Source organism: Micromonospora sp. MGP-C2, from assembly GCF_057766525.1.
In genome coordinates, this window is record NZ_JBYMEN010000002.1 from 3,075,660 (window position 1) to 3,099,751 (window position 24,092).

Consider the following 24,092-nt stretch of genomic DNA (forward strand, 5'->3'; position numbering starts at 1 on the left):
TGGGGAGAACCGCGCCCCGGCTACTTGGTCTTGTTGACGAAATCGGGGTGCTCCAGCAGGAACGGGTCGAGTTGCTCGTTCTTCAGCGCGGCGAAGAAGTCCGGAACCCCCGGCTGGAACTGCTCACCCAGGTATCTCTTGCCGTCGTACACGCCACCACCGGGCAGTTTGATCATCTGGATCGTGTTGGGGCGGATGTCCTTCAGGGCGAGCCCGAAGTCGACGACGCTGTTGCCCCGCCCGTTGAAGATCAGCGACTGCCCGGCGGCGCGGAGCACCTTGTCCAACTTGATCGGGTTGGACACCACGTCGGCGCTGAAAGCCTGGCCGACCATGGCCTTGACGAACTGCTGCTGGTGGCGCTGCCGGCCGTAGTCGGAGTCCGGAACGCCGTTCTTCGGGTAACGCTGCCGAACGTAGTCCAGCGCCTGCCACCCACTCAGGTGCTGGTTGCCCTTCTTGTAGACCGCCTGCGGCCCGACGTAGCCCTCGCCGCGAGTGTTGCCCGGCCGGGCCTTGCCGTCCGGCTGCTTGTGCTCGGACTTCACGTCCCGCTCGACGTACATGTTGACGCCACCCATGGCGTCGACGATCTTCTGGAAGCCGGTGAAGTTGATGATCGCGCCGGCGTCGAAACGCTTGATGCCCGTCACGTTCTGCACGGTGGTGGCCAGCAGCTCGAAGCCCCGGGCGGCGTCGGGGTTCGCCCCCGGCACCTGGCTGCCGAACGACATGGCGGCGTTGATCTTCGTGGACTCGCCCGAGAAGTTGGCCTTCTTGAACGCCGGGATGTGCACGTAGAGGTCGCGCGGCAGTGAGAAGAGGTAGGCCCGGTCCATCGTCGCCGGCACGTGCAGCACCATGATCGAGTCGGCCAGCGGTGCCGCCGTCGCCGTACGCGGGTCGATGCCGACCAGCAGGATGTTGAGCGGGCCCTTGATCTCGCTCTTCTTCGCCTGGGCACCGGCCGCCTGGTCGCCGAACAGGTCCGCCTTGCCCACCGCCCCCTCGTAGCGGGCCATGAGCACCTCGGAGCCGACGAGCACGGCACCGCTGAGCACTGTCAACACGGTGCCGAACACCGTGCAGATCCTGGCCCAGCGCGGCACACCCCGCCAGACCGACGACTTGCGGCCACTCTTGCCGGCCTTACCCACGAGTTCTCCGTTCGTTACGCCCCACGGGAGGAAGACGGGCGCACGTCGCCGAAAGGTTGCAAAGATCAAAGCTCTTTCACATAAGAGCGCGGATCGACCGTATCTCGGGTGGCACGGCACTGCCGACCACGAGTAACGGACCGCGACGATGATAGGACGCGAACATGAACAAAAGACTGCCCCGGCATTGCCGGGGCAGTCTTTTTGTTGCAGATCCGATCGAGCTGGTCAGTCCTTCATCAGCTCCGCAGCCTTGGCCTCGAGGTCCTCGAGACCGCCGCACATGAAGAACGCCTGCTCGGGGAAGTGATCGTACTCACCCTCGCTGATCTTGCGGAACGCCTCGATGGTCTCCTTGATCGGGACCGTCGAGCCCGCCACGCCGGTGAACTGCTCCGCGGCGTACGTGTTCTGCGAGAGGAAGCGCTCGATCCGCCGGGCCCGAGCCACGGTGATCTTGTCTTCCTCGGAGAGCTCCTCGATACCGAGGATGGCGATGATGTCCTGCAGGTCGCGGTAGCGCTGCAGGATCCGCTTCACCTCGGTGGCGACCTGGAAGTGCTCCTGGCCGACGAACTCCGGGGCGAGGATCCGGGACGAGGACGCCAGCGGGTCCACGGCCGGGTAGATGCCCTTGTCGGAGATCGACCGCTCCAGGTTGGTGGTCGCGTCCAGGTGGGCGAACGTGGTGGCCGGAGCGGGGTCGGTGTAGTCGTCCGCCGGCACGTAGATCGCCTGCATCGACGTGATGGCCTGGCCCCGGACGGAGGTGATCCGCTCCTGGAGCTCGCCCATCTCGTCGGCCAGGGTCGGCTGGTAACCCACGGCGCTCGGCATACGGCCGAGCAGGGTGGACACCTCCGAACCGGCCTGGGTGAAGCGGAAGATGTTGTCGATGAAGAGCAGCACCTCCTGCTTCTTCACGTCCCGGAAGTACTCCGCCATGGTCAGCGCGGAGAGGGCCACCCGCAGCCGGGTGCCCGGCGGCTCGTCCATCTGGCCGTAGACCAGCGCGGTCTTGTCGATGACGCCGGACTCGGTCATCTCGGCGATGAGGTCGTTGCCCTCACGGGTGCGCTCACCCACGCCGGCGAACACCGAGGTACCACCGAAGTTGCGGGCAACACGGGTGATCATCTCCTGGATGAGCACCGTCTTGCCCACGCCCGCGCCGCCGAACAGACCGATCTTGCCGCCCTTGACGTACGGGGCGAGCAGGTCGATGACCTTGATGCCGGTCTCCAGCATCTCGGTCTTCGGCTCCAGGTCCGCGAAGGCCGGGGCCTTGCGGTGGATGCCCCACCGGTCGTCGGCCTCGAAGGTCTCGCCCTCTTTGAGGTTGAGCACCTCGCCGATCGCGTTGAACACCTTGCCCTTGACCGCGTCGCCCACCGGCACGGTGATCGGCTCGCCGCGGTCACGCACCTCAGCGCCGCGAACCAGGCCGTCCGTCGGCTGCATCGAGATGGCACGGATCAGGTTGTCACCCAGGTGCTGGGCGACCTCCAGGGTCAGCGTCTTCTCACCGCCGGACAGCTTCACGTCAACGTTGAGCGCGTTGAACAGGGCCGGCATGGCGTCGCGCGGGAACTCGGCGTCGACGACCGGGCCGATGACCCGGACCACGCGACCCGTGGCCGTCTTGGTCTCTACTGGTGCAGTCATCACACTTCACTTCCCGACGCGGCCAGCGCGTTGGCGCCGCCGACGATCTCGCTGATCTCCTGGGTGATCCCGGCCTGGCGAGCCGAGTTCATCTCGCGCGTGTACTTCTCGATCATCTCTTCGGCGTTGTCGGTGGCGCTCTTCATCGCCCGCCGCCGTGCCGCCGACTCACTCGCCGCCGACTCGATCAACGCCGCGTAGATCCGCGTGTTGATGTACCTCGGCAGGAGCGCGTCGAGCAGCGCCTCCGCCTCCGGCTCGAACTCGTACGCCGGCAGCAGCCCCTCGGAGCGCGGCCGGTCCTCCACCTGCATCGGACCGATCACCTTGGTGACCGGGTTCTGCGTCATCAGCGAGTGGAACTCGGTGTAGACGATGTGCAACTCGTCGACGCCGAGCACCCCGTCCGCTCCGGCACCGCCGTCGACGTCGTCCGCACCAGCCGTGAACGCCTTGATCAGCGTCTCACCGACGGTGCGGGCGTCCTCGAACGACGGCTGCTCGCTGAACCCGGTCCAGTTGGCCTCGATCGGCCGTTCGCGGAACCGGTAGAACCCGACGCCCTTACGCCCGATGACGTAGAGCACCGGCTCCTTGCCGTCCGCCTTGAGCCGCGCGACCAGCGACTCCGCCATCCTGATCGCGTTGGAGCTGTAACCGCCGGCCAGGCCACGGTCGCTGGTGACCAACAGGACGCCGGCCCGCCGCACCCGCTCGCGCGGGGTGAGCAGCGGGTGGTCGATCCGCGCGTTGGACGCCAGCGCCGTGAGCACACCGGTGATGGCCTGGGCGTACGGCAGGGACGCCTGCACCCGGGCCTGAGCCTTGGCGATCCGGCTCGTCGCCACGAGCTCCATCGCCTTGGTGATCTTCTTCATCGACTTCGCCGAGCGGATCCGTTGACGAAGAACGCGTACCTGGGCCGCCACGGGATCAGCTCTCGGCCGGGCGGTCGGTCGCGCTGTCGCGGAAGCGGGTCACCGTCTCGCGGTTCTCGTCGCCCTCAAGCGGTGCGGCCGGCGCGTCGTTGACCCGACGCTCGTCCTCCTTGTTGAGGAAGACCTGCTTGAACTCGGCGATCGCGCTGTCCAGGGAGCCGATGATGTCATCGTTCCACTGGTTGTCGGCGATGCCGGCCAGCACACCCTGGTGCTTGTGCCGCAGGTACTGGAGGAACTCCGACTCGAAGCGCCGGACGTCACCCACCGGGATGTCGTCCAGCTTGCCCTCGGTGCCGGCCCAGACCGAGACGACCTGCTCCTGCACCGGGAACGGCGAGTAGTTCGGCTGCTTGAGCAGCTCGACCAGGCGCGAACCGCGGTCCAGCTGGGCGCGGGAGGCCCGGTCCAGGTCGGAGGCGAAGGCGGCGAACGCCTCCAGCTCGCGGTACTGCGCGAGGTTGAGCCGCAGCGAACCGGCGACCTTCTTCATCGGCTTCACCTGCGCGGCGCCACCGACCCGGGAGACCGAGGTGCCGACGTTGATCGCCGGACGAACGCCCTGGTTGAACAGGTCGGTCTCCAGGAAGATCTGGCCGTCGGTGATCGAGATGACGTTGGTCGGGATGAAGGCCGAGATGTCGTTGGCCTTCGTCTCGATGATCGGCAGACCGGTCATCGAGCCGCCACCCAGCTCGTCGGAGAGCTTCGCGCAGCGCTCCAGCAGGCGGGAGTGCAGGTAGAAGACGTCACCCGGGTACGCCTCACGGCCCGGCGGGCGACGCAGCAGCAGCGACACGGCCCGGTACGCCTCGGCCTGCTTGCTCAGGTCGTCGAAGACGATCAGAACGTGCTTGCCGCCGTACATCCAGTGCTGCCCGATGGACGAGCCGGTGTACGGGGCGAGGTACTTGAAGCCGGCCGGGTCGGACGCCGGGGAGGCCACGATCGTCGTGTACTCCATCGCGCCGGCCTCTTCCAGCTGCCCCTTGATCGAGGCGATGGTGGAGGCCTTCTGACCGATGGCGACGTAGATGCAGCGGACCTGCTTCTTCGGGTCGCCGGTGCGCCAGTTGTCCCGCTGGTTGAGGATGGCGTCCAGGGCGACAGTGGTCTTGCCGGTCTTGCGGTCACCGATGATCAGCTGCCGCTGACCCCGACCGATCGGGGTCATCGCGTCGATGGCCTTGATGCCGGTCTGCAGCGGCTCGTCGACGGACTGCCGGGACATCACGTTCGGAGCCTGAAGCTCCAGCTCGCGGAAGCCCTCGTTGGCGATGTCGCCGAGCGCGTCGATCGGATCGCCGAGCGCGTTGACCACGCGACCGAGGAAGGCGTCGCCGACCGGAACGGAGAGAACCCGCTCGGTGCGCTTGACGCGCTGCCCCTCCTCCAGCTTGGCGGAGTCGCCGAGGACGACGACACCGATCTCCCGGACGTCGAGGTTCAACGCCACGCCGAGCGTGCCGTCCTCGAACTCGAGGAGCTCGTTGGTCATGGTCGAGGGCAGGCCCTCGACGTGGGCGATGCCGTCGCCGGTGTCGGCGACGGTGCCGACCTCCTCGCGGGAGACGTCGGACGAGTAGGAGGAGACGTAGCGCTCCAGGGCGCCGCGGATCTCCTCCGTCGAGATGGTCAGCTCGGCCATCCTCTGCTTCCTTAAAATTCAGGGGCCCGGGATACCTAGTACCAACCGGTCCGAATGGCGTCTGTCAATCCGGGCGCTGGGCGGCGGAACCGCCGCCCCGATGCTGGGCGGCGAGGCCGCTCAGCCGCTGGACGGCGAGCCGTTCAGCGCTTCGCGAGCGCGTTGCGGGTCTCGTTGAGGCGGCGCAGGATGGTGCCGTCGTACAGGTCGGAGCCGACCCGGACGCTCACGCCACCGAGGACGGCGGGGTCGACCGTCTGCTTGACGGAGACCTCTCGACCGTATATCGCGGTGAGGCTCGCGCCCAGCCGACGCTCGTCCTCATCACTCAACGGGGCCGCGACGGTCACGTACGCCACCTGCCGGTCACGCCGGTCGGCGGCGAGCTCGACCAGTCGGGTGAGCGCTCCGTTGAAGGAGCGTCCCCCGAACCCGCCGAGCGCCGCCTCGACGAGGCGGACGGTGACCGGGCGGGCCTTGTCGGTGAGCAGCTCACGGGCCAGGGTGGCCCGCTGCTCGACCGGAGCGACCGGGTCGGCGAGCGCGTTGCTCAGCGCCGACTGACCGGCCACGACCTGACCGAAGCGGAACAGCTCGTCCTCGACCTCGCCCAGCTCGCCGGCCTTGTCCGCGCTGGCGAGCAGCGCCTCCACGCCCAGTCGCTCGGCGCCGCTGAGCAGCTCCGACGGTGCCGACCAACGGCCGGACACCAGGACCACGAGCAGGTCGAGCGCGTCCGCGCCGATCCGCCCACCCAGCATGTCGCCGAGCAGGGCGCCACGGTCCTCGCCGGACCGCGACGGCTCGGAGAGCGCCCGGCGCAGCCGCGGCTCACGCCGCAGCAGGGTCGCCACGGAGAGGATGGCGTCGGCGGTGGAGGCCACCGCCGACGGCTCCGCGCCGCGGACGTACGCGTCGAGGCGCTCGGCCGCGACCTTGTACGACTCCCGGCTGGCGGCCTGCATCAGCGGGCCCCAGTGCTCTCGAGGCCGCTCAGGAACCGGTCGACGGTGCCCTTGCGTCGCGCCTCGTCGGCCAGCGACTCGCCAACGATCTTGCTGGCGAGGTCCACCGCGATCGTGCCGACCTCCGTGCGCAGCTCGCGCACGATGGTGGCCCGCTCGGCGGCGAGCGCGTCCTTGCCGGCCTGGATGACCCGGTCGGACTCCTCCCGCGCCTTGGCGAGGATGTCCTGCCGGATGCCCTCGGCGTCGGCCCGCGCGTCGTCACGGATCTTGGCGGCGTCGGTCCGAGCCTCAGCGAGCTGGGCACGGTACTGCTCGAGCAGCTGGTTCGCCTCGGCCTGGGCGGCCTCGGCGCGCTTGATGCCGCCCTCGATCGCGTCGACCCGAGCCTGGAACGTCTGCTCCATGCGGGGGAAGACGAACTTCATCAGCACGAAGCAGAGCACGGCGAAGGCGACCGACCCGACCACGATCTCCTGCCAGAGCGGGATGATCGGGTTGTGGGTCGACTCACCACCCTCAGCGGCGAGGAAATACATGGTTACCTCCCGGTCTAAGGGCGGGATCAGCCGGCCCAGATGAAGCCGAAGGCGATGCCCAGCAGAGCAAGCGCCTCGATGACGGCGAAGCCGATCCAGACGTACGGCAGGGTCATCCGGGACGACTCCGGCTGACGGGCGGTCGACTGGATGTAGGCGGCGAAGACCAGGCCGACGCCGATGCCCGGGCCGATGGCGGCGAGACCGTAGCCGATGGCAGCGGTGCTACCGGTGACCTCGGCGAGAACGCTAGCGTCCATTGGTGTGGTTCCTCCTGGTTATCACGCGTGACTCTCACGCGGGACGACAACGGATGGTGCGGTGGATCAGTGCTCGTCGGCGAGCGCGCCCTGCACGTAGCTGGCGGTGAGGACGGTGAAGACGTATGCCTGCAGGCAGATCACCAGGAACTCCAGGAAGGTGAGCGCGATGGTCATCACCCAGGAGAGCACCGAAACCGGGGCCAGCCAGGCGTTTGCGCTCAGCATCGCGAAACCGCCGAGCGTGAAGACCAGCAGGAGCATGTGGCCGGCGAACATGTTCGCGAAGAGACGAACCGCGAGGGAGAACGGCCGGACGATGAAGGTCGAGAAGAGCTCGATCGGGATCAGCAGCGGCAGGATGTACCAGGGTGCCGGCGGGATCAGCGAGTTCTTGAAGTATTTGACGAACCCGTGCTTCTTGATGCCGATGTAGTTGAACAGCACGTAGCTGATGATCGCGAGGATCGCCGGGAAGGCGATGTGCGAGTTCGGCGAGATCTGGAAGAACGGGATGATCGCGAACGCGTTCGTCAGCAGCACGAAGCAGAACAGCGTGGTGAAGTAGGGAGCGAAGCGCACCCCCGCGTGACCGATCATGTCGACCGCGATGTTGTTGCGCACGAAGCCGTAGATCGACTCGGCGAACCACTGCTTCTTGGTCGGCACCAGCTGCGGGTTCCGGTAGGTCGCCAGGAAGAAGATGATCAGGACGCCGACCGCGATCCAGACCATCGCCGTGATCTTGGTGAACCAGTACGAGTCGTGCGCACCCCAGGGCAGGATGCTGGGCAGGTAAAAGTCCTCCACCGTGGGTGGGAATGCCGCCTGGCCCGCTGCCAGAACGTTCGCCTGTCCGAACACCGCGTCCCTTCCTAAGTAGGCGTGCCGAGCCGGCGGATGACGAGGATGATGCCCCCGGCCATACCGAGCACGACGCCGATCCCGGTGGCAACGCCGCCGGTGTCGAGCCACTGGTCAATCAGCCAGCCGATGAAACCCCACACGAGCATGCCTCCGATGAGGTAGCTGAGCGCGGTCCAACCCTGACCGGCGCCGGACGGAATGTCGTCCGGTTCACCGGCGGGACGGGGGGTTTGGTCACCAGCCATGACGGGGCGAACGATATCAGCCGGGAAGACGAGGCTGTGCCTCACCCCCCGCACAACCAACGTTGTGTGGGCTTCTCGTGGGCGCCGTCGTCTGTGGGCACGCTACTCCCCTTCCGCCCGTCGGAAAATGACCGGAGGCCGACACATTGCGGCGCGTCCGCTGGTTGGGACGACCGGCCAACGGCCAGGTCAGGCCTGCGGCCGACGGGCGTGCACCGTGGTCAGCCACCAGATGTGCACCGCCGTCCACACTGCCACCCCGGCGACGATGCCGAGGCAGAGCGGGACCAACCCGGCCCAGCCGGTCGACGCTACCGCCACCATCACCACGCCCAGCAGGGTGAACTTCAGCACGTACAGGCCCAGCCCGAGCGGCAGCAACAACTGCGGGTTGACCTGGTCGGCCCGGGCCAGCACCACCGTGGTCAGGGTGTAGCTGAGCACCGTGACGCCCACGCCGGCCGCCGCGCCGAGCGCCGCCGTCGCGCCGCCGGTCACCGCACCCACCACCGCGGCGACCACCGCCAACGCCGCCGACGTGGCCAGCAGCACCGGCAGGTGCCGCAGCCGCCACCGCCGGTCGGCGTCGGGCTCGACCACCCCGGGCTCAGCCACGGGGGTACGCCGGAAACGCCGCGACCAGCTCGGCCACCTCGGCGCCGAGCCGGATCAGCTCGTCGGCGCCTCCCGGTGCCCCGGGATCGGTGCGCACCGCACGGGCGATCAGGGTGGCCACCTGCCGCATCTCCCCCTCGCGCATGCCCTGGGTGGTGACGCTCGGCGTGCCCACCCGGATGCCGGAGGCCACCATCGGCGGCTGCGGGTCGTACGGGATGGCGTTCTTGTTCAGGGTGATCGACGCGGCGTCGCAGCGTCGCTCGGCCTCGGCGCCGGTCACCCCCAGCTCCCGCAGGTCGATCAGGGCCAGGTGGGTGTCGGTGCCACCGGACACCGGGCGCATGCCCTCGTCGGTCAGCCCGGCGGCGAGCGCCTGGGCGTTGGTGACGACCTGCCTGGCGTACGTCTGGAACTCCGGCTGGGCGGCCTCGCGCAGCGCGACCGCCTTGGCCGCGACGGCGTGCATCAGCGGGCCACCCTGGGTGAACGGGAAGACCGCCTTGTCGATCCGCTGGGCCAGCGACTCGCGGCACAGGATCATGCCGCCGCGCGGACCGCGCAGCACCTTGTGGGTGGTGGCGCAGACGACGTCGGCGTACGGCACCGGGGACGGGATGGCCCGGCCGGCGACCAGGCCGATGAAGTGCGCGGCGTCCACCATCAGGTACGCGCCCACCTCGTCGGCGATCTCCCGGAACCGGGCGAAGTCGATCAGCCGGGGGTACGCGGTGGCACCACAGATGATCAGCTTGGGTCGGTGCGCCCGCGCCAGGTCCCGTACCTCGTCGTAGTCGATCTGCTCGGTGTCCGACCGCACCGGGTAGCCGACCGGGTGGAACCACTTGCCGGAGAAGTTCACCCGGCTGCCGTGGGTGAGGTGCCCGCCGTGCGGCAGGTCCATCGCCAGCACCGTGTCACCCGGCTGCACCAGCGCGGCGTACGCGGCCAGGTTGGCGCTCGCACCGGAGTGCGGCTGGAGGTTGGCGTGTTCGGCCCCGAAGAGCTCCTTGGCCCGGGCGATGCCGATCTCCTCGGCCCGGTCCACCTCGGCACAGCCGCCGTAGTAGCGCCGGCCCGGGTAACCCTCGGCGTACTTGTTGGTCAGGGTCGAGCCGAGCGCGGCCAGCACCGCCGGCGAGGTCAGGTTTTCGCTGGCGATGAGCTGCAGGCCACCCCGCAACCGGTCCAGCTCGCCGAGGACCACCCCGGCGATCTCCGGGTCGGTGGCCCTGAGCTGCGCGAAATCCGGCCCCCAGAAGGTGCTCGTCTCGGTCTCCACAGCGAACGAGTCTAGGGGGCCGCACACTGGGACCTGTGAGATGCCTCGTCACGGGAGCCACCGGATACATCGGCGGGCGGCTGACGCCGCTGCTGCTGGCCGACGGGCACACCGTCCGCTGCCTCGCCCGCAAGGCGGTCCGGCTGCGGGACGTGCCCTGGGCCTCGGCGGCCGAGATCGTCGAGGGGGACCTGAGCCGGCCGGAGACGCTGCCCGCCGCGTTCGCCGACGTGGACGTCGCCTACTTCCTGGTGCACTCCCTGGGCCGGCCCGACTTCGAGGAGGCCGATCGCACGGCGGCGACCAACTTCGCGGCGGCGGCCCGCGCTGCCGGCGTACGCCGGATCGTCTACCTGGGCGGGCCGGAGCCGGCGTCCGACGCGGAGGTCCCGTCCCCCCACCTGCGGTCCCGGGCCGAGGTGGGCCGGATCCTGCTGGCCAGCGGGGTGCCGACGGCCGTGTTGCGGGCCGCGGTGATCATCGGATCCGGCTCGGCGTCGTTCGAGATGCTGCGGTACCTGACCGAGCGGCTACCCGCCATGATCACCCCGCGCTGGGTCCACAACCGGATCCAACCGATCGCGGTCCGCGACGTGCTGCGCTACCTGGCCGGCTCCATCGCGCTTCCGCCGGACGTCAACCGGGGCTTCGACATCGGCGGGCCGGACGTGCTGACCTTCCTCGACATGATGCAGCGCTACGCCCGGGTGGCCGGGCTGCGCCGACGGATCATCGTGCCGGTCCGCGCGCTCACCCCGTCGCTCTCGTCGCACTGGGTCGGCCTGGTCACCCCCGTGCCGAATGCCATCGCCCGTCCCCTGGTGGAGAGCCTGATCCACGAGGCGGTCGCGCACGAGCACGACATCGCCCGGTACGTGCCGGACCCACCCGGTGGGCTGACCGGCTTCGACGACGCGGTGGCGCTGGCGCTCGCCAAGGTGCGCGACGCCCAGGTGGAGACCCGCTGGTCGAACGCGAGCGGCCCGGACGCGCCCGCCGAGCCGTTGCCCACCGACCCGAAGTGGTCCGGCGGCACCGCCTACACCGACGTCCGCGAGAGGGTGGTGGACGCCCCACCGGCGGCGCTCTGGCGGGTCGTGGAGGGCGTCGGCGGGGAGCACGGCTGGTACTCGTTCCCGCTCGCCTGGTCGATCCGGGGCTGGCTGGACCGGCTGGTCGGCGGGGTCGGGCTGCGTCGGGGCCGACGCGACCCGCACCGCCTCCAGGTCGGCGAGGCGCTGGACTTCTGGCGGGTCGAGGAGATCGTCCCGGGCGAGTTGCTCCGGTTGCGCGCCGAGATGCGGTTGCCCGGCCGGGCCTGGCTGGAGATGCGGGTGCTGCCAACTGACGACGGCCGCAGCCGCTACCAGCAACGCGCGGTCTTCCTGCCACGCGGGCTGAGCGGCCACGCCTACTGGGGGTCGGTGGCGCCCTTCCACGCGGTGGTCTTCGGCGGGATGGCCCGCAACATTGCGCGCAACGCCGAACAGGCCCCCTGATTCCCGCAGGTCTCAGTTGCCGGTGCGGGCTCCGGTGACCTGGAGGGCGGTTCGTTCGCTCGGCGGGACGAAGTCGCGTACCGGCTGGTCGCGCAGGGCGACGGCGAGCACCTCGCCGATCGCGTCCACCATCCGGGCCTGCACCGCCTGACCGACCGCGTCCCGGGGATCCTCCGGGTTCGCCGCCATCGAGGCGACCGCCAACTGCGGCGTGAACGCCACCACGGTCTCCGTCTCGTACCGCTCCGAGCTGCCCGTCTTGCCGGCCACGGGACGGCCGAGCCGCGCGCGCAGCCCGGGTGCGGTGGCGCCGTCGCAGCGCCCGTACATCGACTGGTCGCCGACCGGGCAGCGTGCCGCGTCGGTGGCCGCCCGGGCCACGTCCGGGTCGAGCACCTGCCGGCAGTCCGGCTTGGCGGCGTCGACGGGTCGGCCGCCCGAGTCGGTGATCGAGACCACCGGCAGCGGTGCGCACCAGGTCCCCTCGGCCGCCACGGTGGCGTACGCGGTGGCCAGGTCCAGCGGCGTCGTCGCGGCCACGCCCAGGGTGAACGGGCCCCAGTTCTTCGCGCCGTAGCGGGCCAGCTTGGCGTCGGAGTCGGCCCGCAGCACGATGCCGAGCCGCTCGGCCATCTCCACCACCCGGTCGGCGCCCACCTTCTCGGTGAGCCAGGCGAAGTACGTGTTCACCGAGCGGCCGAACGCGCTCCACATGGTGCGGGGGCCGTCCATCGACGAGGGGCTGGCGTTCGTCGGGCACCAGTGACCGTCACAGCTCGCCTCCCCGGTGACCGGGAAGCGGGTGAGCAACTGGGTAGGCGCCACGAAGTCGGTCGACAGCGGCAGGCCGGACTCCAGCGCGGCCAGCATGGTGAAGAGCTTGAACGTCGAGCCACCCTGGTAACCCTCGATCGCCCCACCGCCGGCGACCAACTGGTTGACGGTGTTGGGGCGGTTCTTCTGCCCGACCGGGTTGTCCTGCACGCTGTAGGCACGGTTCACCGACATCGCCAGCACCCGCCCGGTGCCCGGCTGCACCACGGCGGTCGGCACCGCCTCGGCGTCCGTCGGCCGATAGATCTTCAGCACCTGCTCGGTGGTGGCCCGCTGCACCCCCGGGTCCAGCGACGACACGATGGAGAACCCGCCCCGGCGCAGCGCGCGCTGCCGCTCGTCGGCCGTCGCGCCGAACGCGGACTGGCTGCTCCACCAGCGGGTGAACCAGTCGCAGAAGAAGCCCCAGTCGTTGTGCGCCTCGGGCACCCCGGTGCAGTCGTTCGGGGTCTCACTGGGCTGAAGCTGCAACGGTTCGGCCCGGGCCGCCGCCGCCGCGTCCGCCGGCACCTGCCCCGACTCCACAAGCCGCTCCAACACGTACGACCGTCGGGCCAGCGCGGCGTCGGCGTCGCCGTTGATCGGGTCGTCGCTGTCCGGTGACCGGACCAGACCGGCCAGCAGCGCCGCCTGGGACAGGGTCAGGTCGGCCGGAGACCGGGAGAAGTAGCGCTTGCTGGCCGCCGCGATGCCGTACGCCCCGGCGCCGAAGTAGGCGATGTTGAGGTAGCGGGTGAGGATCTGCTCCTTGTCGAGCTCCCGTTCCAGCGCGAGCGCGTAGCGCATCTCCTGGAGCTTGCGCACTGTGGTGACCTCGGTGGCGGCCACCCGCTGCGCCTCGGTCAGCCGGGGGTCGCTGCTGAGCACGTTGCGGACGTACTGCATGGTCAGCGTGGAGGCGCCCTGCCGCGTCCGCCCGTCCCGCTTGTTGACGGTGAACGCGCGCACCACGCCGCGCAGGTCCACGCCGCTGTGCTGGTAGAACCGGACGTCCTCGGCGGCCACTATCGCCTGGCGCATCACCGGGGCCACCTCGTGCAGCGGCACGTCCACCCGGTCCTCCTGGTAGAAGGAGGTGATCACTGTGGTGCCGTCGTTGGCGTAGAGGTTGGAGCGCTGGGCGGTCGGCGGCGTACGGAGTGTGTTCGGCAGCTCCGAGTACGGCGTGGACAGGTTGCTGAACCCGATCCCGAAGGCCAGGGCCGCCGGCAGGGCGGCTGCGGCCAGCACCAACCCGGCCAGCACTCCGGCGATCACCACGGTCAGCAGTTTGTCGAGATGGGCCCGGATCATCAGCTCTCCCCGCAGGAGCCGGTCACGCTAGGACCCGTTCAGGATGACCCGAAACGCCCCTTTCGCCCCTGGTTTTCCCTAAACCCGGAGGAAACTCGCACCGAGGCTCAGGGCAGCAGTGCGCCGGCCAGCGGGTGCACCGTCTCCTCGATCTCGTCGGCGACCCGGCTGAAGCACTGGTCACCGCGACCCCACGGGTCGTCCAGATCATCGGTCGGCAACGCCGAGGCGCCCAACCGGACGTCGTGGGCCGCCGCCACCAGAGCCACACCCCGGGCGTACACGGCCTCCGGGGTCGCGTCACCCGGCGGCAACGCGGTGGCGTCCACCGCGGCCAGCAGCCGGCCGAACTCCCCCAGCACGAACGTGCGGGCCGCAGCGTCCGGCCGCAGCGCCACCACGTACTCCTGCTGGTCCGCCGTGGCGGTCAGGACCAGGTCGGCGGCGTCGATGTGGTCCGAGCGCAACTTGCGGGCTGCGAACCCCTCAACGTCCCCACCCCGGCCGGTCACCTGCCGCGCCGCCGGCGGGTTCATCTCCTCGCCCGCGTGCCAACCACCCGTCCCGGCGCTGTGGCTGTGCACCAGCTCCTCGGCGCGGGCCGGGTCCTCCGCACGCCGCGTCAACCGCTCCTGCACCGCCAGGGCGAGCAGCCGCTCCGCCATCGGCGAGCGGCAGATGTTGCCCATGCACACGTGCAGCACCGTGAACGGGGGCACTCAGACCGCCCGACCGTCGATGAGGTCCGGTACGACATCGCGCAGCTTCTCCAACGGGATCGCCCCCGCCCGCAGCAGTTGCGGCACCTCACCGGTCAGATCCACGATCGTGCTGGGCACCGGGTCCGGGCAGGGCCCGGCCTCCAGGTAGGCCCGCACGGAGTAGCTGAGCTGGTCACGCGCCTCCTCGGCGGTCACCGCGGCGGGCTGGCCGGTCTTGTTGGCCGACGAGACCGCCATCGGGCCGGTCTCGCGCAGCACCTCCAGCGCCACCGGGTGCAGCGGCATCCGCACCGCCACCGTGCCCGTCTTGTCGCCCAGATCCCACTGGAGGCTCGGCGAGTGCTCGACGACGATCGTCAGGGCACCCGGCCAGAACGCCTCCACGAGATCCCGTGCGGCGGTGGGCAGCGAGAAGACCAACCCGTCCAGGGTGTGCCGCGAGCCGATCAGCACCGGCGGCGGCATCTGCCGACCCCGGCCCTTGGCATCGAGCAGCGCCTTGACCGCGTACGGGGTGAACGCGTCCGCGCCGATCCCGTACACGGTGTCCGTCGGAAGGACGACCAGCTCGCCGTTCTTGACCGCCTCGATCGCCGCAGCGATGCCGCGGTCCCGATCGGCGGGCGACCGGCAGTCGTAGAGCATCACGAGGAGTCAGTCTGCCACGCCGCCCCGATCGGGGCGTGCTGGCCGTCCGCCCGTCGGGACGCGGTGGCGAAGCGGGGCCGTCCGGTGAGGTCCCGATGCTCCGTGACAGCGGTGAACCCGCCGTGCCCGGCGAGCAGCCCGGGCACCGCCGCGCCGTGCGTGTCGTCGTGCTCGACCCCGAACGCGCCACCGGGGCGCAGCAACGCCGCCGCCCGGGTGACGACCGGCCGGATCACCGCCAGACCGTCCGCGCCGCCGAAGACCGCCTCCGCCGGGTCGTGCCCGGCCACCTCCGGGGGGACCACCACATCGTCCGGCACGTACGGCGGGTTGCAGAGCAGCACGTCCACCCTGCCCACCAGGTCCGCCAGCAGATCCGGCGCAGTCACGTCGGCCTCGACCACCTCGATCGGCCGGTCCCCCGCCGCGGCCCGCTCCGCCGCGTTGCGCCGCAGCCAGGCCAACGCCGCCGGGGACCGCTCCACCGCGATCACCCGCGCCCCCGGCAGCTCCTGGGCGACCGCCAGCGCGATGGCGCCCGAGCCGCTGCACAGGTCGACCACCACCGGGTCGGGCCGGCCCTGGGCCTGCTCGACGCCCCACCCGGCCAGCAACTCGGTCTCCGGCCGGGGCACGAAGACACCCGGGCCGACCAGCAACTCAAGGTGCCGGAACCCGGCGCGACCGGTCAGATGCTGCAACGGCTCCCGCCCGGCGCGACGACGCGTCAGGTCGTCGAGCCGCGTCAGCTGGTCGTCGCTGAGGTCGTCGGCGAGCGCCAGCCGACCCCGGGGCACCCCGAGCACGTATGCGGCCAGCAACTCGGCCTCCACCCGGGCCGAGCCGACCCCGGCGGCGGCGAGCACCCGGGCCGATCGGGCCACTGCGACGGACGGACGGATGGGGCCTGTCCCTCCGGGGGGGTGTTGCGGCAGAGTACTCACGACATAATCATGAAGCGTCGCGGGCGACGCGACGAACAGGTGCGCCCAGGCGCACGGCAGGAGGTTGGCGGGTGGGCTGGCTCGACCGGGTCGATGACCAGGTTGATGTCCTCACGCACGCCCGTGCACTGCAGGAGGCCAGCCGTTCTGCGGAGTCGTACGTCCTGCTGGAGCGTGTGATCCGCACCACGGCCGACCCGGCCGCACGTGCGGACGCGCTGGTGCAGCGCCTCTCCGCACTGATCAATCTCGGTCGGACGGCGGAGTTCACCCGGGCCATCGAGGAGGCATCGGCGGCGGTTCGCGACCTCGCCGAGCCATACCTGCACGGGCACCTCAACGCGCTGGCCGCGCTCGCCGCCCACCACCAGGGCGCACTGGACCGCTGCGTCATGCACCTCGTCCGAGCCGCCCGCGCCCTGGGCGCGGTGGAGGACCCGGACCGGGACACCGCCTGGGGTTGGCACGACCTGGCGATGGCCTACAGCTACCTCAGCTTCCACGGCTACGCCCTCGGCGCCATCGAGCGGGCCCGGCAGCTCGGGCTGACCGCCGGCATCCCCGAGGAGACGTTCGCCGCGCCGGGCATCCGGCTGCGCAACGCGGTGGCACTGGACCACAACGGCGACAGCGACGGGTGTCTGCGGGTGCTTCGGGACGTGGCCGCCGACCTGGCCCGCTTCGTCCGCACCGGGCGGGCCGGCCAGCTCCGCCCGAGCAGCCTCGCCGCGTACGGCTACGCGGCGGCTCGGCAGGCGGCGCTCGGCGACCAGGTGGCGACCACCGGGGAGGCCGAGCCGGCCCGGTTGATCAGCCACGGCGGGGACAGCGCCCGCGCCCGCGACATGCGCCAGCTCGGGCAGGTGTGCCTTGCCGTGGCCGCCGGGCGGCCGATCGAGGCGGTCACCCGGTTGGACACCGTCCACGTGTCCACCGAGACGCTCGGAGCGGCCGAGCCGGCCCGGCTGCGCAGCATCGCGCTGACCCGCGCCGGAGACCACCCGGCGGCGCACCGGGCCGACCGCCTGGCGTTCCGGCTCGCAGCCCAACGCAACGACCGGCTGCGGGACGTCTACATCGACGGCATCGCCGCCCGCATCGACCACGAGGAGATGCGCCGCGAGGCGGCGCGGTTCGAGGGCGAGGCGTTGACCGACCCGCTCACCGGGCTGCCCAACCGACGCCGGCTGGAGCGGTACATCACGGCAGTGGTCACCCGGGGCGAGCGGGTGGTGATCGGCGTCTGCGACCTGGACGGCTTCAAGGCGGTCAACACCCGGCACGGCCACCACTCCGGCGACCTGGTGCTCCAACGCATCGCCGGGGTGATCAACCGGGTGATGCGCCGGGGCGACTTCGTGGCCCGCTACGGCGGTGACGAGTTCGTCGTGGTGCTGCCGGACACCGGCATGACCGAGGCCGCTGAGGTGGCCCGCCGGATCGAGGCCGCCGTCCGACTCGAGGACTGGGAGTCGCTGGTGCCGGGCACGCCGGTCGGGGTGAGCATCGGCTTCGCGGAGGTCTCCGGCGGCAGTGGGCTGCGTGACGCGCTCAGCGTCGCCTTCGAGCTGGCCGACAGGGAGATGCTGCGCGCCAAGTCCCGTCCCCGCGCGAGCTGACCGCCAGGGCTCGCGTCGATCAAGGAGTTGTGGTGCCTCACCAAAGGCCCACGACGCGACAAACCACCCACCACAGTCCCGTGATCACGGCGACGGGTCGCGCGCGGCCGGGCTGCTCAGCGGCGGGTCAGCTCGGTGTCGCCGGCCAGCCGGGCGGCGCGGTCCGCCTCCGTCAGGGCGTCCAGCACCCCGTCCAGCTCGCCGGCGAGCGCCAGGTCGAGGTTGTACGCCGTGTAGCCGATCCGGTGGTCGGTGATCCGGTTCTGCGGGTAGTTGTAGGTGCGAATCCGCTCCGAGCGGTCCACCGTGCGCACCTGGGCCTTCCGGGCGTCCGAGGCGGCGGCGTCGGCCTGCTCCTGGGCGGCGGCCAGCAGCCGGGCCCGCATGATCCGCATTGCCTGCTCCCGGTTCTGCAACTGGGACTTCTCGTTCTGGCAGGAGACGACGATGCCGGTCGGCAGGTGGGTGATCCGCACCGCCGAGTCGGTGGTGTTGACCGACTGGCCGCCCGGGCCGGACGAGCGGAACACGTCGATGCGCAGGTCGTTCGCGTCGATGGTGACGTCGACGTCCTCGGCCTCCGGCAGCACCAGCACCCCGGCGGCGGAGGTGTGGATCCGGCCCTGCGACTCGGTGACCGGGACACGCTGCACGCGGTGCACGCCGCCCTCCCACTTGAGTCGGGACCAGACGCCGCTGCCGCCCTCCGGCACACCCTTGGTCTTGATGGCGAGCGAGACGTCCTTGACCCCGCCGAGGTCGGAATCCTGCGCGTCGATCACCTCGGTGACCCAGCCGTGGCGCTCGGCATAGCGGGTGTACATCCGCAGCAGGTCGCCGGCGAACAGCGCCGACTCCTCGCCACCCTCGCCCGCCTTGATCTCGACGATCACGTCCTTGGCGTCGTGCGGGTCGCGCGGGATGAGCAGCTCGGCGAGGCGTTCCTCCAGCACGGGCAGGGTCGCGGCGAGCGACTCCGCCTCGCTCGCGAAGGACGGGTCCTCCGCGGCAAGCTCGCGGGCCGCCACCAGGTCGGCGCGGGCCTGTTGCAGCTCGTCGGCGGCCTTGTGCAGCGGCACCAGCTCGGCGTAGCGGCGGCCGACCCTGCGCGCGGTCGCCTGGTCGGCGTGGATGGCCGGATCGGCCAGCCGCTTCTCCAGCTCCGCGTACTCGTCGAGGAGGCCGGCCAGACGCTCGCTGCTCATGCTGCGGATGCTCCTTCGACGGTGCGAGCCGGGAGAGCCGGAAGGCCGGCGGCCGGGCGGAAACTGGGGGAAATGCGGACGGCGCCCGCGTCCGGCGAAAAACCGGACGCGGGCGCCGAACGTGGAACTACTTGGCCTTCTTGGCCTGAACCTTGGCGTACTTCTGCTGGAACTTCGCGACCCGGCCGGCGGTGTCGAGAACGCGCTGCTTACCGGTGTAGAACGGGTGGCAGGCGCTGCAGGTCTCGGCGTGGATCGCCCCGCCCTTGGCGGTGCTGCGGGTCGTGAACGTGTTGCCACAGGAGCAGCTGACCTCGGTGGTCACGTACTCCGGGTGGATGTTTGCCTTCATCGCCTCGGTCCTCTCGTTGGTGGTCGCCGGGTCGCCGTCATCGCTCGTCGCGCCGTACGCGACGGGCTCGGGCGTGAACCGGAACCGGTGGCCGATTGACCAGTGTGCCATGGGCCTGAGCCGACCCGGTAATCGGGCCGCACACCTCGTCCGGCATCGTCAACACGTGCCTCCCCGTCCGCATTCCCACCGCCCGACGGGGCATTCGCCCACCCGGCGGACCGCCGCCAGGTACCCCGCAGGGGGTACGCACGCCGAGCCGGAGGTGCGACGTCGATGACCCGCCTGATCGCCACCCGGGGACTGCCCGCCTCGGGCAAGACGACGTTCGCCCGCACGCTCCAACCCTCCGTGGTCCGGGTCAACCGGGACGACCTGCGCCGGATGCTGCACGGCGAGCGGCTGTTCACCCAGTGGGCCGAGGCCCAGGTGACAGTCGTCCAGCGTGCCCAGGTCGAGGCGTTGCTGAGGGCCCGCGCGGACGTCTGCGTGGACGACACCAACCTGCGCTCACGAACGTTGCGGGACTGGGCTGAGCTGGCCGCCCGCCACGGCGCGGACTTCGAGGTGCACGACTTCACCGACGTGCCGCTGGCCGAGTGTCTGCGCCGCGACGCCGCGCGCCCGGTCGCCGAACAGGTCGGTGCCGAGGCGATCCGTCGGCTGCACGAGCGGTACCTGGAGGGGCGGACCCTGCCGCTGCCGGTGCCGCAGGCCCGCACCGGGCGCCCCGCCGTCGTGCACCCGCCGTCGACCGAGCCACCCGAGATCGTGCTGGTGGACATCGACGGCACCGTCGCGCTGGCCGTGTCCCGCAGCCCGTACGACATGACCCGGGTGGGCGAGGACGAGCCGAACACGGCGGTGATCGCGGCGGTCCGGGCGATGCACGCGGCCGGGTACGGGGTGGTCTTCTGCTCCGGGAGGGACGCCTCCGCCCGCGCGGCCACCGAGTCGTGGCTGGCCCGGCACGTCCGGGTCCCCTACCTCGGCCTGCACCTGCGTGCCGTCGGCGACTCCCAGAAGGACTCGATCGTGAAGCGGGAGATCTACGACCGGGAGATCAAGGACCGTTACCGGGTGGCCGGCGTCTTCGACGACCGTGTCCAGGTGGTCCAGATGTGGCGGGCCCTCGGCCTGACGGTCTTCCAGGTGGCCGACGGCGACTTCTGAGGTGTCCGGACGGGCCCCGCGCGTGGGGGCCCGTCCGGACAGTTCACCTGGTGACGGTGATGGTGGCCTCGGCACGGGCGCCGTTGACCTCGACCGTCAGGCGTACCGGCGCGGCGGGCCGCAGTGCCGTCAGGGTGCCGGTGGCCGGGTCGAATCGGGCTGTGTGCCATGGGCGCACCCCGGCCGCCGAGCCGATGTGCACTCCCGGTGAGGCCGACCAGTCGGCGCTGACCGGTGCGGCCACCGGGACCGTACGCCCGCCGGGCTGGGCCAGCGTGGCGGTGACCGCCGCGGGGGTGCCGACCACGACGCTGGCCGGGGCGGCCACCGTGAGCCGGTCGACGTGCGCGTGGAACTCCGCGTCCACCCAGCGCGGGCCCTCGGCGAGCGGGTCACGGCGGGCCCGGTCCGCCTCGGTCGAGGTCACCGGGTCCACGCCGAACTCCGTCCAGCCGGTGAAGCCTCCCTGGTCGGCAGGGGTGGACGGCGTCTTGCCCGCATTGCCGTTGATCACGTACGGCACACCGTCGACCCGGTCGGCGTGGAAGGTGCCGACGTGCCCGCCCACGAACAGCGCTCCCTTGCCGGTGCGGTGCTGGAAGTCGGCCAGCCACTGCTCCAGCAGCGCCGCCTCCTTGCGGTCGCCGAGCTGGCTGGCCTGCGCCGGGCTGGGGTCGCGGGGCGGGTGGTGGTGCAGGACGACGACCGAACCCACACGTCGGTCGGTGGCCGCCGCGTCCAGCGTCTCGCGGAGCATCCGTACCTGGTCGAAGCCGCCGCCGCGCAGCGTCCCCGTGGACGAGTTCAGCGTGACGAACCGGGTGCCGTTGTGGTCGAACACCCGGGAGGTGGCACCGAACGCGGCAGCGAAGTTGCTGATCGGGGCGCCCATGATTTCGTGGTTGCCGGGCACGTAGTACCAGGGCAGCGCGTCGCCCAACTCCTCGTCGAGGATCCGCCGGGCCAGCGCGAAGTCGGCCGGGTAGGCGGTGTCCACGAAGTCGCCGTTGATCAGGAGGAAGTCCGGCCGGGCAGCCCGCACCTCGCGCAACGTCCGCCGGGCCTGGGCGACCAGGTCGCTGTCCGGGTCGGCGGCGACGAACTGGGCGTCGGAGAGCACCGCGAACCGCCACGGCGCGCCGTCCACAGTGCCGTCGCGGACCACCACCCGATCGGTACGCGGGGCCACCTCCGGCACGTCGACAGTCGGGGGCACCTTCGCCACCAGGTCGTCGATGATCACCTCGCTGGTGTACTGCGCGGCGGCGTTCGTCTCGGCCACGTAGAAGCGGCGTACCCGCACCGGGTACTGCACCCCGGCCGGCACCGCGAACTCCACGTACCGCCAGCCGGTCCAGGTGATCAGTGGGCCACGCAGCACGTGCTGGGTGTCCTGGGCGTCGTGCAGGTGCAGGCTGGGCCACTCCCCGGTGCCGTTGCCGTGGATCCACATCCCGAAGGCCTGCGGCTGACCGGGCACCTCGATCCAGGCGGGCGGGTCGGCGTACGCGGCCCGCGTGCCGGTGGACTGGCCGAAGTCGTACGACATGCGCAGGCCGGTGCCGGTGTGCCCCGGCGCGGGCGCGACCGACCCGCTGGCGCGGGCCTGACTGAACCGCCAGGAAGCGGCGTCGTCGAACCCGGCGACCGGCACGTCGGTCAGGCCGACGGTGACCGGCAGGACCACGCTCGTGCGGCCGACGCGAACGGTCACCAGGCCGGAGCCAGTGTCCCCCAACGCGGCGACGGACAGGTTGCCGTCCCCGGTGGGGGTGATACGCAGCAGGTCCCGGTCGTAGTCGAGGGTGAGGTCGGCCGGCTCGATCGGGGCGGTGTTGCCTTCGGCGTCGTACCCGACCACGCCGACCAGGGCGTTGCCGTCCCGCCCGGTCAGCCCGACCCGTGGCGTGGTGGTGCCGATCCGGGCCAGCGGGCCGAGCACTGTGAGGTTCAGGGAGCCGGTGACCCGCCCCCGTGCGGCGGTGACCGTGCTGGCCCCCGGCGCGCCGGCGTGGAACACGCCCTCACGGTCGACCCGGCCGCGTACCGCCGGGGTCGCCCGCCAGGTGGGAGCGCCGGCCGCCGGGCCGTACGTCTCGTCGTAGCCGGATGCGGTGAGGGTGCGGGTCAGCCCCGGGAAGACCCGGTCGGGCCGTCCACCTCGCACCGGTGAGACACCCGGGGCGGCGGTGGGGTCGCTGGCCGTCTCGACCCAGTAGCCGGTGAGTCGCCCGCTGCCCTTCGGCGCGTAGATGGCCAGGCCGTTGGGCACGGCCCGCTCGCTGCCGTCGGAGGGGCCGTTCTCCACCTGCACGGCGGGCGCGCCCGGCTCCCGGGCCAGCAGCGTGGACGATCCGCCGCCATCCAGGTTGAGCGCGTGGTGGGCGCCCAGCTCGGCCATCATCCGGCCCATCTCGGTCTGGGTCACACCGCGGCTGTCGACCTGACGACCGTCCACCGTCAGCATGATCATCTTTCGACCGTCGGCGCTGAACCCGACAGCGGTGCGGGGGGCGAGGGTCGGATCGGCGATGCTCTGCACGACGCCGTCGCGGACCAGGACGTTGCCGCCACCGACCGCCGCGCGCAGGGTGCTGCCGTCGGAGGGCTTCGGCCGCCAGGCCACCGTCACCGGGTCACCGGGGCGCAGGCCGGCCAGCGCGTCCGCGCCGAGGTCGCGGCCGAGCAGCACGGTGCTGCCTGCGGCGATCGGGCCGCTGCCGGCCACGCTTCCCACCGCGGCCACCCGACCGTTGGTCACTGTGACCTCGACCACCCGGGCCGCGCCCTCCACGGCACGCTGCCGGGTGTACGTCCCCCACAGCTCGGTGAACGCGCCGATGCCGTCGGCCTGGACCATGTTGTTGAACTGGGTCAGCGGGACCGGCCCGGTGGGCAGGGTGGCGCTGCCGTCGAAGTTCACCTCGATCACCCGGCCGAGGCCGTTCGTGGTGACCGCCACCGCGTTGCGGTGACCGCTGACCCCGGACTGGATCAGCTCCCCGTCCCGGACGCCCACGCCCTGGGCGGCACCCGAGTTGTTGATGTCGAAGAAGTCGCCGTTGACCGCGGCGACCGCGCGCGACTGGTCCACCGCCTTTCGCAGCGGCTCGGCCCGGCTGACCGCGCCGGAGTTGACGTAGTCGACCGTGGAGCCGCCGGCCAGATCGGTGGTGAGCGCGTCGGCGCGCAGCCAGCCCTCGGCGTCGTACCTGTCGAAGGACGTCAGCTGCACGCCCGGGGCGACCGGCCGGGTGGCCTTCGTGGTCTCCAGCCCGCCGGCCGGCTCCAGACCACCAGCGACGGCGGTCGGGGCGGTCGCGGCTGTCGGGGCGGCGGCCAGGCTGACCGAGCCGGCCGCCCGGGAGGACGCGGGCGGCGCGTCCTCAGCGATCGTGGGTGAGGCCAGGGACGGTGGGGCGACGGTGGACGGGGCGACGGTGGGTGCGGCAGTCGCCGGTGGCGACAGGGCCAGGGCGAGCAGCGGCGTCAGCAGCAGGACGCCGGTGCGGCGGGCGGTTCGTCTGCGGGTACGCATGGACGACAGTCAACCCGGCAATGAATAGAAGTTTCAATACCTATCGACTGAACCGAAGGAAAATTCCATCAGGTGCCGCCCGGA

Annotated in this window: 21 protein-coding genes; 3 read left to right on the top strand and 18 right to left on the bottom strand. The window is 71.2% G+C overall.

Annotated elements, in window-relative coordinates:
* Positions 1–20 precede the first annotated feature (20 nt).
* The 11 genes from AC3CF1_RS13765 to AC3CF1_RS13815 form a co-directional block, all read right to left on the bottom strand.
* A complete protein-coding gene (locus AC3CF1_RS13765; RefSeq protein WP_354982324.1) occupies positions 21–1,157 on the bottom strand; it encodes an LCP family protein in 1,137 nt (378 codons plus the stop codon).
* A gap of 228 nt (positions 1,158–1,385) precedes the next feature.
* Entirely contained in the window at positions 1,386–2,822 is a 1,437-nt protein-coding gene (atpD, locus tag AC3CF1_RS13770; RefSeq protein ID WP_099848184.1) for a F0F1 ATP synthase subunit beta, read from the bottom strand.
* The gene (locus AC3CF1_RS13775) at positions 2,822–3,751 is read right to left on the bottom strand and encodes a F0F1 ATP synthase subunit gamma (RefSeq protein ID WP_088949912.1); all 930 of its coding nucleotides are present in this window, start codon (positions 3,749–3,751) and stop codon (positions 2,822–2,824) included. Before AC3CF1_RS13775 ends, atpD begins: the two co-directional genes overlap by 1 nt.
* 4 nt (positions 3,752–3,755) lie before the next feature.
* Positions 3,756–5,408, bottom strand: coding sequence for a F0F1 ATP synthase subunit alpha (gene atpA / locus AC3CF1_RS13780; protein ID WP_488450604.1), 1,653 nt, complete (start codon positions 5,406–5,408; stop codon positions 3,756–3,758).
* 143 nt (positions 5,409–5,551) lie between these two features.
* Positions 5,552–6,373, bottom strand: a complete 822-nt coding sequence (locus AC3CF1_RS13785) for a F0F1 ATP synthase subunit delta (RefSeq protein WP_210795256.1) — start codon at positions 6,371–6,373, stop codon at positions 5,552–5,554.
* Positions 6,373–6,912 carry a F0F1 ATP synthase subunit B gene (locus tag AC3CF1_RS13790; RefSeq protein WP_179780741.1) on the bottom strand — a complete coding sequence of 180 codons (540 nt, stop codon included), beginning with the start codon at positions 6,910–6,912 and terminating at the stop codon, positions 6,373–6,375. Before AC3CF1_RS13790 ends, AC3CF1_RS13785 begins: the two co-directional genes overlap by 1 nt.
* Positions 6,913–6,938: 26 nt before the next feature.
* Positions 6,939–7,172 carry an ATP synthase subunit c family protein gene (locus AC3CF1_RS13795; protein WP_067312849.1) on the bottom strand — a complete coding sequence of 78 codons (234 nt, stop codon included), beginning with the start codon at positions 7,170–7,172 and terminating at the stop codon, positions 6,939–6,941.
* Between the two features lie 66 nt (positions 7,173–7,238).
* Positions 7,239–8,036: a F0F1 ATP synthase subunit A gene (gene atpB / locus AC3CF1_RS13800; RefSeq protein ID WP_433649263.1), complete on the bottom strand. Its 798-nt coding sequence runs from the start codon at positions 8,034–8,036 to the stop codon at positions 7,239–7,241.
* Between the two features lie 11 nt (positions 8,037–8,047).
* Positions 8,048–8,284 (bottom strand): AtpZ/AtpI family protein, encoded by a 237-nt coding sequence (locus AC3CF1_RS13805; protein ID WP_433649262.1) that lies wholly within the window; start codon positions 8,282–8,284, stop codon positions 8,048–8,050.
* Between the two features lie 189 nt (positions 8,285–8,473).
* On the bottom strand, positions 8,474–8,899 hold the full coding sequence (locus tag AC3CF1_RS13810) for a hypothetical protein (RefSeq protein WP_488450605.1): 426 nt from the start codon (positions 8,897–8,899) through the stop codon (positions 8,474–8,476).
* A complete protein-coding gene (locus AC3CF1_RS13815; protein ID WP_488450606.1) occupies positions 8,892–10,181 on the bottom strand; it encodes a serine hydroxymethyltransferase in 1,290 nt (429 codons plus the stop codon). The genes AC3CF1_RS13810 and AC3CF1_RS13815 overlap by 8 nt, the downstream gene beginning before the upstream one ends.
* Before the next feature lie 35 nt (positions 10,182–10,216).
* Between AC3CF1_RS13815 and AC3CF1_RS13820 the strand changes: the two genes are divergently transcribed.
* Positions 10,217–11,680 (top strand): SDR family oxidoreductase, encoded by a 1,464-nt coding sequence (locus tag AC3CF1_RS13820; protein WP_088949920.1) that lies wholly within the window; start codon positions 10,217–10,219, stop codon positions 11,678–11,680.
* Between the two features lie 12 nt (positions 11,681–11,692).
* On the opposite strand, the gene AC3CF1_RS13825 is transcribed toward AC3CF1_RS13820, so the two are convergent.
* The 4 genes from AC3CF1_RS13825 to prmC form a co-directional block, all read right to left on the bottom strand.
* The gene (locus AC3CF1_RS13825; protein ID WP_355160504.1) at positions 11,693–13,807 is read right to left on the bottom strand and encodes a transglycosylase domain-containing protein; all 2,115 of its coding nucleotides are present in this window, start codon (positions 13,805–13,807) and stop codon (positions 11,693–11,695) included.
* Positions 13,808–13,914: 107 nt separating this feature from the next.
* Positions 13,915–14,526, bottom strand: a complete 612-nt coding sequence (locus tag AC3CF1_RS13830; RefSeq protein ID WP_354982333.1) for an arsenate reductase/protein-tyrosine-phosphatase family protein — start codon at positions 14,524–14,526, stop codon at positions 13,915–13,917.
* The gene (locus AC3CF1_RS13835; protein ID WP_088949923.1) at positions 14,527–15,174 is read right to left on the bottom strand and encodes an L-threonylcarbamoyladenylate synthase; all 648 of its coding nucleotides are present in this window, start codon (positions 15,172–15,174) and stop codon (positions 14,527–14,529) included.
* Positions 15,174–16,121 (bottom strand): peptide chain release factor N(5)-glutamine methyltransferase, encoded by a 948-nt coding sequence (gene prmC / locus AC3CF1_RS13840; protein ID WP_488450607.1) that lies wholly within the window; start codon positions 16,119–16,121, stop codon positions 15,174–15,176. Before prmC ends, AC3CF1_RS13835 begins: the two co-directional genes overlap by 1 nt.
* Positions 16,122–16,192: 71 nt before the next feature.
* Here prmC and AC3CF1_RS13845 point away from each other — a divergent pair, with 71 nt between their 5' ends.
* Positions 16,193–17,740: a GGDEF domain-containing protein gene (locus AC3CF1_RS13845; RefSeq protein ID WP_088949925.1), complete on the top strand. Its 1,548-nt coding sequence runs from the start codon at positions 16,193–16,195 to the stop codon at positions 17,738–17,740.
* A 116-nt stretch (positions 17,741–17,856) separates the two neighbouring features.
* Here AC3CF1_RS13845 and prfA read toward each other — a convergent pair whose 3' ends face one another.
* Positions 17,857–18,945 carry a peptide chain release factor 1 gene (gene prfA / locus AC3CF1_RS13850; protein WP_355160507.1) on the bottom strand — a complete coding sequence of 363 codons (1,089 nt, stop codon included), beginning with the start codon at positions 18,943–18,945 and terminating at the stop codon, positions 17,857–17,859.
* A 127-nt stretch (positions 18,946–19,072) separates the two neighbouring features.
* Positions 19,073–19,297, bottom strand: a complete 225-nt coding sequence (gene rpmE, locus AC3CF1_RS13855; RefSeq protein WP_030333150.1) for a 50S ribosomal protein L31 — start codon at positions 19,295–19,297, stop codon at positions 19,073–19,075.
* 276 nt (positions 19,298–19,573) lie between these two features.
* Here rpmE and AC3CF1_RS13860 point away from each other — a divergent pair, with 276 nt between their 5' ends.
* Positions 19,574–20,470, top strand: coding sequence for a phosphatase domain-containing protein (locus AC3CF1_RS13860; RefSeq protein WP_488450608.1), 897 nt, complete (start codon positions 19,574–19,576; stop codon positions 20,468–20,470).
* Positions 20,471–20,513: 43 nt separating this feature from the next.
* Here the strand turns inward: AC3CF1_RS13860 and AC3CF1_RS13865 are convergent, their stop codons facing one another.
* Positions 20,514–24,008 carry a phosphodiester glycosidase family protein gene (locus AC3CF1_RS13865; RefSeq protein ID WP_488450609.1) on the bottom strand — a complete coding sequence of 1,165 codons (3,495 nt, stop codon included), beginning with the start codon at positions 24,006–24,008 and terminating at the stop codon, positions 20,514–20,516.
* Positions 24,009–24,092: the final 84 nt, after the last annotated feature.

Excerpts from the sequence above, each read along its gene's own strand:
- atpD (WP_099848184.1), bottom strand. The coding sequence starts at position 2,822 with ATGACTGCACCAGTAGAGACCAAGACGGCCACGGGTCGCGTGGTCCGG.
- atpA (WP_488450604.1), bottom strand. The coding sequence starts at position 5,408 with ATGGCCGAGCTGACCATCTCGACGGAGGAGATCCGCGGCGCCCTGGAG.
- AC3CF1_RS13785 (WP_210795256.1), bottom strand. The coding sequence starts at position 6,373 with ATGCAGGCCGCCAGCCGGGAGTCGTACAAGGTCGCGGCCGAGCGCCTC.
- AC3CF1_RS13790 (WP_179780741.1), bottom strand. The coding sequence starts at position 6,912 with ATGTATTTCCTCGCCGCTGAGGGTGGTGAGTCGACCCACAACCCGATC.
- AC3CF1_RS13795 (WP_067312849.1), bottom strand. The coding sequence starts at position 7,172 with ATGGACGCTAGCGTTCTCGCCGAGGTCACCGGTAGCACCGCTGCCATC.
- AC3CF1_RS13805 (WP_433649262.1), bottom strand. The coding sequence starts at position 8,284 with ATGGCTGGTGACCAAACCCCCCGTCCCGCCGGTGAACCGGACGACATT.
- AC3CF1_RS13825 (WP_355160504.1), bottom strand. The coding sequence starts at position 13,807 with ATGATCCGGGCCCATCTCGACAAACTGCTGACCGTGGTGATCGCCGGA.
- AC3CF1_RS13835 (WP_088949923.1), bottom strand. The coding sequence starts at position 15,174 with ATGCTCTACGACTGCCGGTCGCCCGCCGATCGGGACCGCGGCATCGCT.
- prfA (WP_355160507.1), bottom strand. The coding sequence starts at position 18,945 with ATGAGCAGCGAGCGTCTGGCCGGCCTCCTCGACGAGTACGCGGAGCTG.
- rpmE (WP_030333150.1), bottom strand. The coding sequence starts at position 19,297 with ATGAAGGCAAACATCCACCCGGAGTACGTGACCACCGAGGTCAGCTGC.
- AC3CF1_RS13860 (WP_488450608.1), top strand. The coding sequence starts at position 19,574 with ATGACCCGCCTGATCGCCACCCGGGGACTGCCCGCCTCGGGCAAGACG.
- AC3CF1_RS13865 (WP_488450609.1), bottom strand. The coding sequence starts at position 24,008 with ATGCGTACCCGCAGACGAACCGCCCGCCGCACCGGCGTCCTGCTGCTG.